Origin of the sequence: Citrobacter sp. Cpa228 (assembly GCF_030333085.1) — a bacterium.
Lineage (GTDB): Bacteria > Pseudomonadota > Gammaproteobacteria > Enterobacterales > Enterobacteriaceae > Citrobacter > Citrobacter pasteurii.
In genome coordinates this window covers 185689-198131 of the sequence record NZ_JAOWGQ010000056.1, presented here as the reverse complement: position 1 = coordinate 198131, position 12443 = coordinate 185689, and the positions used below count along the sequence as shown (strand labels likewise).

At 39.4% G+C, this 12443-nt stretch carries 13 protein-coding genes; 11 read left to right on the top strand and 2 right to left on the bottom strand.

Annotation, left to right across the window (positions count from 1 at the left end; all coding sequences use genetic code 11):
- Positions 1–41 precede the first annotated feature (41 nt).
- Positions 42–329: a type III secretion system needle filament subunit SctF gene (sctF, locus tag OGX91_RS22780; RefSeq protein ID WP_005120763.1), complete on the bottom strand. Its 288-nt coding sequence runs from the start codon at positions 327–329 to the stop codon at positions 42–44.
- 26 nt (positions 330–355) lie between these two features.
- A complete protein-coding gene (locus OGX91_RS22775) occupies positions 356–1630 on the bottom strand; it encodes a PrgH/EprH family type III secretion apparatus protein (protein ID WP_286627368.1) in 1275 nt (424 codons plus the stop codon).
- A 251-nt stretch (positions 1631–1881) separates the two neighbouring features.
- On the opposite strand from OGX91_RS22775, the gene OGX91_RS22770 reads away from it, so the two are divergent.
- The 11 genes from OGX91_RS22770 to OGX91_RS22725 all read left to right on the top strand — a co-directional run bounded on the left by OGX91_RS22770 (position 1882) and on the right by OGX91_RS22725 (position 12443).
- Positions 1882–2253 (top strand): hypothetical protein, encoded by a 372-nt coding sequence (locus tag OGX91_RS22770; protein WP_286627367.1) that lies wholly within the window; start codon positions 1882–1884, stop codon positions 2251–2253.
- 15 nt (positions 2254–2268) lie between these two features.
- Entirely contained in the window at positions 2269–2862 is a 594-nt protein-coding gene (locus OGX91_RS22765; protein WP_286627366.1) for a hypothetical protein, read from the top strand.
- Positions 2863–2878: 16 nt separating this feature from the next.
- Entirely contained in the window at positions 2879–3052 is a 174-nt protein-coding gene (locus OGX91_RS24125; protein ID WP_353622683.1) for a helix-turn-helix domain-containing protein, read from the top strand.
- Positions 3053–3255: 203 nt separating this feature from the next.
- A complete protein-coding gene (gene sctC / locus OGX91_RS22760) occupies positions 3256–5004 on the top strand; it encodes a type III secretion system outer membrane ring subunit SctC (RefSeq protein ID WP_286627365.1) in 1749 nt (582 codons plus the stop codon).
- Between the two features lie 3 nt (positions 5005–5007).
- Positions 5008–6135, top strand: a complete 1128-nt coding sequence (locus OGX91_RS22755) for an HrpJ domain-containing protein (RefSeq protein WP_286627364.1) — start codon at positions 5008–5010, stop codon at positions 6133–6135.
- A gap of 318 nt (positions 6136–6453) precedes the next feature.
- The gene (locus tag OGX91_RS22750) at positions 6454–8484 is read left to right on the top strand and encodes an EscV/YscV/HrcV family type III secretion system export apparatus protein (protein ID WP_286627363.1); all 2031 of its coding nucleotides are present in this window, start codon (positions 6454–6456) and stop codon (positions 8482–8484) included.
- Between the two features lie 4 nt (positions 8485–8488).
- The gene (locus OGX91_RS22745; RefSeq protein ID WP_040232361.1) at positions 8489–8893 is read left to right on the top strand and encodes an InvB/SpaK family type III secretion system chaperone; all 405 of its coding nucleotides are present in this window, start codon (positions 8489–8491) and stop codon (positions 8891–8893) included.
- A complete protein-coding gene (gene sctN / locus OGX91_RS22740; RefSeq protein ID WP_286627362.1) occupies positions 8893–10194 on the top strand; it encodes a type III secretion system ATPase SctN in 1302 nt (433 codons plus the stop codon). Before OGX91_RS22745 ends, sctN begins: the two co-directional genes overlap by 1 nt.
- A complete protein-coding gene (locus tag OGX91_RS22735) occupies positions 10184–10633 on the top strand; it encodes a SpaM family type III secretion system protein (RefSeq protein ID WP_040232359.1) in 450 nt (149 codons plus the stop codon). The genes sctN and OGX91_RS22735 overlap by 11 nt, the downstream gene beginning before the upstream one ends.
- Positions 10621–11526, top strand: a complete 906-nt coding sequence (locus OGX91_RS22730) for a hypothetical protein (RefSeq protein ID WP_286627361.1) — start codon at positions 10621–10623, stop codon at positions 11524–11526. The genes OGX91_RS22735 and OGX91_RS22730 overlap by 13 nt, the downstream gene beginning before the upstream one ends.
- Entirely contained in the window at positions 11523–12443 is a 921-nt protein-coding gene (locus OGX91_RS22725; RefSeq protein ID WP_005120179.1) for a FliM/FliN family flagellar motor switch protein, read from the top strand. The genes OGX91_RS22730 and OGX91_RS22725 overlap by 4 nt, the downstream gene beginning before the upstream one ends.

Below are 12443 nucleotides of genomic sequence, written 5' to 3'. Positions count from 1 at the left end.
ATAGCGGCAAACGCAGCGGACCTACCTTGCCGCACATCATTTTATTTAAAGTTAGCAATAATGCCCTGGTCAATATCACGGAACGATTTAACAACGTTCGATTGCGCATTTTTGTAAAGAGTATACTCAGATAATGCAGATTGGTATGCAGCCAGATTAGCGGGGTTACTCGGATCATTTTGTAAAACCGCTAATGCATCATCCAGCGATTGTCTAAGGTCTTGTGTACCTTGCTCAAATCCTAAAGACATATTGCTAATATATCCCGAACCAAACGCCAGGTCGGTTACAGTACTTGCATCATGTGATTTATTATTAAATGTGACCATTCAAATTGCCTCATATTCCATTTAATTTAATAGGGATAAAGCCAATGGTAATCAGACATGATGGCATAACTGTCATCACCGTTCCGATAGGTCAACGGCCGTAACCCCGGTTCGTCCAGTTCAAAATCAAACTGAACATATTCACCGCCAAAGTTTTGTCTAAAACTGTCTATCGAATTCTGGATAACAGAATACTGTTCTCTCTCGATAACACCATGAATAATAAAGCTTGCTCTTAAAGGTGTAATTTCTGTTGTAAACTGAAATCCTAATTCATTGAGTTTACGTTCAGCTGATGCAATTATTTCTTGATCGGCAAATGAACCAATGATTGTATTTTTTATCCACGGATAATTTTTACCAATCAAAGTGTTAAATGGCTTATTGCACGTATCATTAGTACAACGTTCTGTACTAAATTTTATTACTAAAGTAGAAGAATCAGCGAGTTCAATTTTGTGGAATGGGATCTTCAGTTCATGGAGCATTGCCGAGAGATCAAGGCGAGCCGATTCAAGAGATACAATATGAATCTTTTCTGTATTAATATTACTTTTATTGAGTTCCTGCCAGCCCCAGCCGACGTCGGTATCGTTCTTCACAATGACATAAATGCTGCCATCGTTAAGTTTAACGATATCAGGTTCAACAGGAGATAATACAGACAATACTGAAGCACTATTATCCACCTTAGCGCAATAGCCGATGAAAGAAGCGGCGGCTACAATAAGGATAACGGTGCTGAGAACAATCAGCCAATAAAGTTGGCGACGAAAATATGATTTATCGGTTGATACTTTAGTAAATGAAGGATCGGTAATGCTTTCATCCTGATGCAGAGCAGAAAACGGCTCTCTGGAATAGTTTACAACGTCCTGATTCCAGGATTCATCCTTTATTTTTAAGGCAATAGTTATCAGGCCAATCTTAACTGGGCTGTTCAGGTTTAAAGCTCGAACTGAAGTCTCTCCGTCATTTTCCGAAGAAAGGAGATCTTCTCCGGCGAGTGATAGTAGCTGGCAAGATACAGCCACTGTATGAGTTTCAGCAGAAGTTATGAACGACAACAGAAAGCAGGTACTCTGCTCTGCGGGGGCTGGGACGACAATAGTGTTGACGCTGCTAAAAATAGACTGCTGTTCACTTTGTTCCGCAGTTAATAACTGTTGCTGTGACATGAAGCGGACATGCACGTTTTCGCAGTGAGGTAATGGAATGTCTACTCCATACATCGAACCAGAAAGCACCTTCATGACATAGTGGGGCAGGCAATCCCCTGCACACTGCGAATTCTCTTCCATAAAAATCCCGTACAAAAACAAGGTTACTACGCTACTAACGCAGTCTAAGGGATAAAGAAAATGAAAAGAATAAACATTTATTTATTCCATAAAAAAAGATGAAAAAAATAAATAAAAATTTATGTAATATTTTTATGAAAGGCATTAGCCTATGACGAAAGCTAGGGCTCCGACTCGTGGTGATAAAAGGATTATTCAGTAGCGAAACGGCAGATGAGTTTGCTCCCAAGGACAAGGAAGGGAACTTAAATATGAAAAATATTATGTATAACGGGAATTTATTATTTGTTGCTGTAATGATTTTATCAACCGTACTGTTCGGCTGCACAGTTAAGAAACCGTTAAAAAGAGACATCGCATTGGTGTCTGATGGACATATTACGCATTCTACGCGTTTATTCAGGCAACAGCTTGTGTACTGTGCAACGCAGTATCTTGCCGAGACCCGACATCCAGATGCCAAAGTTCGATGGAATCTTCAGTCAAAAACCTTAACGATAAATAGCGCTGACAAAAATCTGGAACATTTCTTAAATATCTGTGTAACGGACGCTGTGGCAATGATGGCTGATGTTAACGATAGCGGAAGTATGACAATTTCTGCCAACCAGAGTTTTGAATAAAAACGGATGTAGGCCATGAATGCTAAAAGAATTAAATGGTATCCAGGAAATGAAATTAGTCGCAGACAATTATCTGAAAATTTTTTGCTATGCGTTTCACTAGGCACTGAAAATCAATTGAATAAATGTCCTAAGAATGTGCGGTGTGAAGACCATATCTGGACGATTGGCGAACAGGGAAGATTTTCACAGCATTTAGTTTATGGCCGCCAGATCAGAGATTATCATCAGCAGTCACGGATTTTAACGGGTACTGTAAATATAGGGTATTTTTCTGAACTGCTTGCATTTCTTGATGCTGCGTATCAGGTTTGTTCTGACGTAAATACGTACAGGAATTCTGATGCTCAAAATAAGCATAATGGCAATGTATGCTTAAGATATTCAGAACTGGAACAATTATTTATTATTAGATACATTCGAAGAATTGATGATATTGATTTTATTTCATTATGCGAATTTATACGACAGCAAGAATCTTATATTCTCGCAAACTATCTTATAGAAAATTATATCAATAATGATATTGGCAATGTTACTAACTTGAGTGAACGTTACGGTTTGTCATACTCGAATTTCAGAAAAAAAAACACAATTATATTTCGGTGATACAGTAAAAACCCGGATGCAGGCATGGCGATTGACAAAAACAATGTTGGATATTGTAGAGACAAAAGAAAGCCTTACTCATATAGCAATGAACAATGGATTTAGCTCACAGTCTCATTTGAACCAGGTTATCTTATCCTCTTTCGGTATGACACCGTCCTCATTGAGGAAGATAAATGAAAAATTATAATATCTGTCATTCTGAACAGTATGAGCTTTTCCTGCTAACCGACGAATATTTTATTGATAAGTATGCAGTTCTCTCAATGTTAGTGATGAAATTGAATCAATTTTTTGCGTGTAAAATTGGTATTAATAACGGCTGGGTTTGTTTGTTTCCACTTGAATGCTCGAATATGGAATTTCTCACGTCTTTCATGGATGGATATATCAATGTTTTTCAGGGCTGAAGCTGTAATAAAAAATTTAATTACGCTCATTGTATTGAGTGCACTAAGCTATAGTGGAGTGGTTTCTGCTGTTGAGGATGATTCGACAAGTAACGGCATTCGCCAATTGACTCACAGTAACGATGTTGCTTTAACGGCACCAATTAACAGTTTTACTGCCAATAATAAGAGTGTTGATTTTGTTTTTAAAGCGATATCATCACAAATTAATAAACCATTTATTGTAAGTTCACGTGCGAAAAAATATTCGGTGACAGGCCGTTTCGATCTTAACAAACCAATGGAAATGGTTGAACGCATTACGCATGACTTAGGGCTAATTTGGTACTTTGATGGTTCAATCTATTATATATATGAAGCCTCAGAAGCTAAAACTGCAATCATTCATTTTCCAGCCAGAAGCTATAGAGATCTGGAGGATTTCTTGCACAGCAATGATATGTATGATTCTCGATATCCACTTAAAATGAATATGCCATCCAATACACTTTATATCTCAGGGCCACCAAAATATATTGAAATCGTGGTTGGTATAGCTGGCTTTATGGGTGAGGGATATTCATCATCAAACAGCGAATTAGTTATTGATACAGTAAAACTGCGGCATGTTTTCGTGGATGATCGTACTTATAGCTATCGCGGGCAAACGAAAACGATGCAAGGTATTGCCACCACAATCAACAACTTATTTTCTGATAATGGAATTCAAGGAAAAAGTAATGTTGCAGTGAAAAAGCAAATTAAGCCAGAGTCTACAACTGAAACAGGGATTCTCGAAGAATCTGAATTTGGCGTGCGTGCAGAATTTAACGATAATGGCAGATTTTCTGGCAGTGAGATTAAAGTGTTGCCATTTTCGGGTCGTAATAGTTTGCTTATTAAAGGCACGCAAGATCAAGTTAACATGATAAAAGATATTATTGCACGCCTTGATGTTCCTCGTAAGCAAGTCGAGTTTTCACTTTGGATTATTGATATTAATAAGGATGATTTAGAACAAATAGGTGTAAATTGGCAAGGGCAATATAAAGTCGGTTCGAACATCCAGACATTTTTTAATGCTACAAGTATCTTAACAAGCTCGCAGAGTGATATATTTTTGGCAACCGTTAATGCGCTAAGTCAGAGGAATAAGGCGAATATTGTATCACGCCCCATCATCCTGGCTCAGGATAATATTCCGGCTATTTTTGACAATTCGCGAAGTTTTTATGTCAAATTGATGGGGGAAAGAGAAGTTTCACTCCAGACAGTAACCTATGGTACCTCCATTAACGTTATTCCAATGATTTCAGATGATAATAAACTCGTTGAGATGAACATTGACATTACAGATGGAAATACTGTAGCTGATGATCAAGGTGATACTGCAACGGTAGATCAGTTACCGGTTGTGGGGAATACAGCTATCAGCACCATGGCTCGGGTGACAGCCGGCCAGAATCTTCTAATTGGTGGTTATACACGCGATCAGTTGTCTGATGGCGTTACTAAAATCCCATTGCTTGGCGATATTCCATGGATCGGTAATTTATTTAAAACAAAGACAAACAATTCTTCAAAGGCAGTAAGACTCTTTTTGATTCAGCCCAGGATACTTGAAGATGATTTTAACCACAAGGATGCGCTTGATGGTTACATTAATGATGGCTGGGATGCTATTAAAAATTATCAGAATAAGACGCAAAAAATTAATCAAGATGCTTTTATAACACCAACTCATCAGGGGTAGAATATGGCATTAGAATCTTTGCCAATGGCCCGCTTCCGAAGTGCGGTAGGGATTGGCGATTTAAGCAACGTCCTTGTTAAGATGCAGGATGATGCAGAGGTGAAGGTGGAGAAAGGTTCTTTTTCGGTTGCGATGACTATGGCCGATGATATGTCAGCATTATTGAGTTCTTTTCTGCAGAATAACCGTGCGGCGAAAGCAAAACCTTCATCACCAGAAAGCATTGCTGAAGAGTGTGAAGCCTCAATAAAGGAGAAAACACCAAACTGTGTGGTAAAAATCAATGATTTTGCTAAAGGCGGAGTAATGACGGCAAAGCAATTGTTAAATTATCTGCATCAGTTATTCGCCGATCCGACAGAAATTGCTTTACTTCTTCATGCGTTTATTTTGATGAAAAAGAAGAAAAAAGATGATGATGAATTGCCTGATGTTTCTTCGGATATTCTGGAGTCTGCACTTGAAAATCTGATGAAGGGACCTGACAGGAAAAAGATAAAAGCAGGTATTAACAGTGCAAATACAGCCAGAAAATTTAGTTTGCAATTAAAGCAAAACGAACAGTCATTGCGTAAAGCTTATGAAGGTTTTATTACGCAGAACATCGATCCGCTAGAAATATACCAGATGTCGATTGAAAAATTTGGCATTGAAAATCGCTATGCCGTACTGGATTACTATTCTCAGGCACTGCATTGTGATATTAATAGTTATGACCCTTCATGCAGTTTACTTGAATTTGGCACTTTACTTGAAGCAAATTTTAGAATGAATATACTTCGCTCTGCCGATCAGATGTTTATGTCGACAATGAATGAAGGTGAGTATATTCCATCAACAAATGAAAGAGATTTCAGATTGCTTGATTTCTTCTTTCATATTATTTTGCAACCTGATGAAACAAAGAATTTAACGATTGAACTGATTAACAACTGTATGAGATATTATTCAGGTAGTGATAAAACCAACTTTGTTCAACAAATTTATTCTGCTATTAAGCCACTTCCATTTGCAATCTTTGCAGATGATCTGGCCGATGCTGAAAAAATGAAAATGAGTATTGAGAATACTCTTGCAATGATTATCGACGGGTTTGCTCGTTTTACTCATATCGGAAGGACATATGGTTAATAGCGGACTGGACGATGAGGTAAGCAATTTGCTAGCCGGAGAAGAAATCTCTGTTTCATTCAAGGGAAATTTATTCCGCTGTTGTCGATATGGTGTATGGTACTTTGTAATGGTGGAAATGCCCATAGGTGTGGTCGACCTTTCTGCATGGTTATATAATAACAGTGAAATGCTTAGCCACAATGAACAAGTTCTATCGCATCACGATAAAGTTTATTATTGTGTATTGCAGAAAAAAATAGATATAGCACTTATATACGAGAAATTTATAAAGTATATAGAGTGTAATTAATACTTATAGCGTAGTCTGAGAAACATATGTGGCAAAAAATAGCGCAGAGGCCAGAATTATTTTTGGTTGTATTGATGATATTAATATTAGCCATGTTGATTATACCATTACCAACATGGCTTATCGATGTACTATTAGCTTTTAATATTACATTTTCTATTTCAATTTTTATTGGCACATTTTATATACAGAAAGTGTTGGAGTTTTCTGCATTGCCTTCACTTTTGCTCATTACAACGCTCTTTCGTCTTGCGTTATCTATCAGTACCAGTCGTATGATACTGGTGCAGGCTGATGCAGGACACATTATTACAACATTTGGTAACTTTGTTATTGCAGGGGATATTATTGTTGGTTTTATCATTTTTTCAATTGTTACACTTTTTCAATTTATTGTTATAACAAAAGGTTCAGAGCGTGTCGCAGAAGTTAGTGCACGTTTTTCTCTGGACGCTATGCCCGGTAAACAGATGAGTATTGATGCAGATCTGCGGGCGGGAAATATTGATGCTGATGATGCCCAACGGCGACGCTCCATGCTGGAAAAGGAGAGCCAACTGTATGGTGCATTAGATGGTACAATGAAATTTATCAAGGGTGATGCAATTGCCAGCATTGTGATTATCTTTGTCAATTTCATTGGCGGCGTTTCTATTGGTATGGGGCGTCATGGCATGTCCTTTAGTGGGGCTACCGATGTCTATACGATTTTAACAATTGGCGATGCCCTGGTCGCTCAGATTCCGGCTTTACTTATTTCTATCGGTACCGGCTTTGTGGTAACAAGGGTTAGTGAGGATGGGAAAAATCTGGGTAACAATATCATTGATCAGATTTTTCAGCGTGATTTCGTTTTGATTGTTACGGCAATTGTCGCCATTTTAATTGGTTGTCTTCCGGGATTTCCATTGATAATTTTTATGCTTATAGCTAGCATTATTCTTGCTGTTTATTTTAACCGTACGATGAAAGCTAAAAAGCAGGCAACGTTTTCGGGGAGTATAAAAACGAGTCCCGGGGGGAGTTCAGGTAGTGAAGGATATACTGTTTTACCCACAGCAAGTATTATACCTGAAACTGTACCGTTGATGGTAATGCTCCCAGAGCAGGATTTTAGCAATCTGGATCTTGAACATTTTGGCATGCGTTTTTCGCAGGATTTTTACCTTAACTATGGTATTGAACTCCCGAAAGTCAGTGTAATAATGAGCCCAAACGTGCAGTTGAACCATGTTGTTGTCTTGATCAATGAAGTTACTGCAGGTGTATTTCCAATAAACTTTGGGTATTTTAAACTTTTGAATCTTGACGGCATTATTGATTTACCCGGCATTGATGTAATCACCACTGAATATGGAAATGAAAAAGAATACTGGGTCGCCGAACAAAACCAGGAGTTATGTTCATCCTTGGGATTTACGTTGCGTTCGGCAGAAGATGAAATGATGCTCTCTTTTCAGTTGCTGGTGACCGCACAGATCCCTGAGCTGTTTGGCATTCAGGAAACCAAAAATATTATGGATAAATTTGAACGCCAGTATCCTGAGTTATTAAAGGAAACTTACAGACATTGTACTGTCCAGCGAGTATCTGAAGTCTTACAGCGTTTGTTAAGTGAACGCATTTCAGTAAGAAATATGAAAGCAGTGCTGGAAGCGTTGGCACTATGGGGTGGGAAAGAGAGAGATACTATCCAGTTGGTAGAGCATGTGCGCAGTGCGTTAGCTCGCTATATTTCGGATAAGTTTTCGACTGAAAATGTATTGTCAGTTATGGTGTTATCACCTGAGATTGAAAATAAAATTCGCAAAGGAATTAAAACATCAGCTTCAGGATCATTTATCAATATGGAACCGGCAGATAATGAGTTTGTTATTGATAGGTTTGAGCATCATTTATTGAATCTTTCACGAAAGGATGTTGTATTTCTAACTGCAGTTGATATCAGACGCTATACTAAACGTTTGATAATGTCACAATTCTCTGATCTGGATGTCATTTCGTTTGGTGAAATATCAGAAAGTGTTAAAGTTAACGTAATCAAAATGGTGGACTAATTAAATGGATGTTTCAAAAATTGTAGATATCCTCAAACAGGCGCTTGAGATAATGGGATGTGATCCATCGTTGATCTCTGATATAGATCATCATTCCACAATCGAGCTTAGTTTTGGTGAAGAGCCGTCAATTATGTTTAGTACTGTTAACGGTGTTGTGGTTCTTTGGAGTGCTATTGCAAAATATAATAGTCATGCCTTGTTAAATGCCGCTCCACAACTTATCGAATCATTGATTGCAACTTGTGACTGGAGCATGACAGGCCAGCTACAGCTAGTTGAAGATGATGGCAGTTTTGTTTTAAGAGCATTTTTAAGTGAAAATGTAATTGAACAAGGTGAGTTATTGGCGGATGTATTGAGCCAGTTTTATGAGCGTGTAGATGAATTTAGCCAGGCGCTAAAATAATGCAGGAAATCTTGCTGAGTGATATTTTTGATTGTAACGCCAGGATAACGTCGATTCAGGGGACGATCATTACTGCACCGTTGCGCCATACTTTTATTGGGGAACGATGCCGTATTTATCGCTCTCTGAGCGATCCTCAGGTCATTGGACAAGCAGAGACTATCGGTTTTAGCCAGGGCAATGCTGTGCTGTGCCTGCTGGGCGGATCGGATGGTATTTCATGCTCCAATATTATTGTTCCGGATGGTACTGCTTTTTCACTTTCAGTATCGATGGACACGCTGGGTACAGTTATTAATGCACAAGGCGAGATTTGTGAACGTTTTGCGTTGCCAGCTCCTGGCAACGCGTTTTTACCGATGCTTCGACCCATTATGCAATCTCCGCCAGATTATAGTGAGCGGCGGTCAATCGATAGCTTATTTGCCACAGGTGTCAGAGCTATCGACGGGTTATTGACTTGCGGCATAGGTCAACGTGTAGGGATCTTTGCTGGGGCGGGGGCCGGGAAAACATCCTTAATGACAATGATCATTAGCTATTCATCTGCCGATGTTTATGTTATTGGACTGGTTGGTGAACGAGGCAGGGAGGTTACCGAGTTCTTAGCTGAAGGGATCCCGGAGGATAAGCGTGATAAAACCATTGTCGTCTATTCTACTTCCGATCGGCCCGCTGTCGAAAGACGGAATGCAGCGCTTATTGCCACCACTATTGCAGAATATTTTCGCGATGCCGGCAAGAATGTTGTGCTGATGATTGATTCAATGACACGCTATGCCCGTGCGCTTCGTGACGTTGCGCTTTCAGCTGGAGAAATGCCTGCAAGACGCGGTTACCCATCATCTGTTTTTGATAATTTGCCGCGGATCCTGGAAAGAAGTGGTAAAACTCAATTCGGCAGCATTACAGCGTTCTATACGGTACTGCTTGAAGAAGAAGAGGAAGTAGACCCCATCGGTGATGAAGTGCGCTCGATTCTTGATGGGCATATTTATCTTTCCAGAAAACTGGCTGGTACAGGGCATTATCCGGCAATTGACGTATTACGTAGCGTCAGTCGTGTAACGCGTGCAGTATCATCTGATGAGCAACGTGAAGCTGCATCTTTATTTCGCAATTATTTGTCAAAACTGGACGAATTGAAGCTGATGATTGAATTAGGTGAATACCAACCGGGTGAAAATCCAGCCACAGATAAAATTGTTGGGAAAACTGACATTATAAAGAATTTTCTCCAGCAAAAGATGGAAGATAAAACATCATTTACACAAATGTTGGAGTCACTGTATGCCATATAAAAGTATGGAAAATCTGTATTCAACTTACTGCGATAGCGTTGTTCTGAAAGTAACACGTATTGAACGCGAAATTGAACGATTAAAAGATTTGCTGATTGTTAATGCTGAACGTCATAAAGAGACTGATGGCAGTATCATCACCTTATGGCATGGAGTTACCGAAAGTGAAGTAACGAAAGACAATATATATGCTATTAAAAGAAAAGAATCATTACTGCTCTCAGTTTTATATCGTCTGGATGCGGAAAAAAATGAGTTAATTGCAAGTCAGCATGAACAAGAAGATGAAAAATCGCGTCTGTTGCAATTACGCGCCAGCTATGAACGGAAAAAACGTAAGTGGTCTTTATGCCAACAAAAAGTTAAACGTCAACGTAATGTCAAAAGAATTGCTCAGGAAGAATATTCTATAGAGGAATGTATTGCATGGAAAATATAAAAACATCATCAGTGAACGCACATTTATCAGAAAAAATGGACTCTTGTGACGGTGTACAATCTATTGATGGTATTATCCAGAAATTATTGAGTGATACTGATATCAAGTGGAAAAAGAATACTAAGATTGAGGATTTTGACGGTAACAAAGATGAGAAAAAAAGAGATAAGGGCACCGGGCAAACTGACCAGATTGCGGCATCGGTAATATTAGCTGGGGAGCCGCTATTATCGTCTCTGTCGGCCAAATTCGTGCAGCAGCTACAAACGAATAGTACGGGCAATAATTCAGTATCTAATGTGCCAACACGTATTTCCACAGTGAATATAGATTTAGGGCGATTAAAGGAAGAAATCCTGACCCACAGTCGATCGGCAACAATTTTTACCGCAGCGGATCCGCAACATCAAGAGAATACTCAGAAAACTGATAAGAAAAAAAATGAATCTTCAGAGGTAACCGTTCTTTCCGCTATGGCAGTACCTGACAAGACTATCGATGAATCTGGATGGGCAACGGAAGAGTTATCACCTGGAGTACGCGGAAAAGAGACAGTTAATCAGCAGCCGTTAAAGTCTGCCAAAAATGTAGCGCCTGCGGTAAACACGAAATCGAATGTGACCGAAGTCAGCTGGACCTTTCCAACTCAACAGACGGCCCAGGTACGCATAGAACACGCACAGAATAAATCTGATACGCAAATACAAATTCTGCCATCGGACATTGCAACTGAACAGCAGCTGGTAAATTTCCAACAGCAACATCCTTTGCACGGATTGCGTGTAGATGGTGCCGTGTCAACGGTGAATGACTATCTGCAGAATCAGCAGAACTCACAGCAGCAGAATGAGGCAAACAAGGATGATTTAAATGACGAGGAGGAGGAGACGTGAATACCATTCTTTCAAGTTTACGGCACCTGGATGCCACAGAAAATCTGATCATGCAGTACTGCGCACGCAATGATATCGCTTTGCTGACAAATCAGAAACGAATGCAGGGCGCGTTCATCCGCTGTAGCGGTGTTCACGCCGGAACGGAGGTATGTTTTTTTGTCTCTGCAGAAACGCTTTTGCAGAAATATGGTATGGAGGATGCTCGATTTTCTGTTCAGCAGATGGGCAATAAATTTATTTCTTCGCTGTACAGTGAGTTGTTATCTAATCTCTCCCTGGGGACTGAGTGGTTTTCAGCACCTATTGCTGAAGTTGTTATTGAGGACCCAGAATGTCAGATTCCTCTTCATGAGAAATTCTACAGTGCAGGTGACGATGCCGGTTTCGTTTGGTTTCCAAAAACATCCCTAACCTCATTAGACGTGCTGGTTACGGAAACAGTAAACGATTGCCAGCATTTGCTTTGCCCCATCAAAGTCTCTCTCGGATTCACATCGTTACCCGTGAGTGATATCGAAAATTTGGCCATTGGTGACGCTTTGTGGATTACAAATGTTCAGATTTACCTTTATGTCGGAAACATAAAATATTGTGCGGTTCAATATGAACAGCACAATTTTACTGTAAGTGAGGATATTATGGATAGTCAAACAAATAATGCTCTTGTTGATAAGTTATGGACAACAGATGGACTCAAATTAAACATTGAGTTTGTACTCAGTGAAACAACCATGACATTAGCAGAAATTAGTAAAATACAAACAGGCGATGTATTAGATGCGCAGATTGGTCTGGGAGACAACAAAGTCGATGTTGAACTCCGGGTTCAGGGACGTACGTTAGCAACGGGAGAACTTGTTTTACTGAATGACCGCCTGGCGGTGGAAATAGAGGACGTTTACAACACACTGTGA

Coding starts and splice junctions, on each gene's coding strand:
- sctF (WP_005120763.1), bottom strand. CDS start 329: ATGGTCACATTTAATAATAAATCACATGATGCAAGTACTGTAACCGAC.
- OGX91_RS22775 (WP_286627368.1), bottom strand. CDS start 1,630: ATGGAAGAGAATTCGCAGTGTGCAGGGGATTGCCTGCCCCACTATGTC.
- OGX91_RS22770 (WP_286627367.1), top strand. CDS start 1,882: ATGAAAAATATTATGTATAACGGGAATTTATTATTTGTTGCTGTAATG.
- OGX91_RS22765 (WP_286627366.1), top strand. CDS start 2,269: ATGAATGCTAAAAGAATTAAATGGTATCCAGGAAATGAAATTAGTCGC.
- OGX91_RS24125 (WP_353622683.1), top strand. CDS start 2,879: ATGCAGGCATGGCGATTGACAAAAACAATGTTGGATATTGTAGAGACA.
- sctC (WP_286627365.1), top strand. CDS start 3,256: ATGTTTTTCAGGGCTGAAGCTGTAATAAAAAATTTAATTACGCTCATT.
- OGX91_RS22755 (WP_286627364.1), top strand. CDS start 5,008: ATGGCATTAGAATCTTTGCCAATGGCCCGCTTCCGAAGTGCGGTAGGG.
- OGX91_RS22750 (WP_286627363.1), top strand. CDS start 6,454: ATGTGGCAAAAAATAGCGCAGAGGCCAGAATTATTTTTGGTTGTATTG.
- OGX91_RS22745 (WP_040232361.1), top strand. CDS start 8,489: ATGGATGTTTCAAAAATTGTAGATATCCTCAAACAGGCGCTTGAGATA.
- sctN (WP_286627362.1), top strand. CDS start 8,893: ATGCAGGAAATCTTGCTGAGTGATATTTTTGATTGTAACGCCAGGATA.
- OGX91_RS22735 (WP_040232359.1), top strand. CDS start 10,184: ATGCCATATAAAAGTATGGAAAATCTGTATTCAACTTACTGCGATAGC.
- OGX91_RS22730 (WP_286627361.1), top strand. CDS start 10,621: ATGGAAAATATAAAAACATCATCAGTGAACGCACATTTATCAGAAAAA.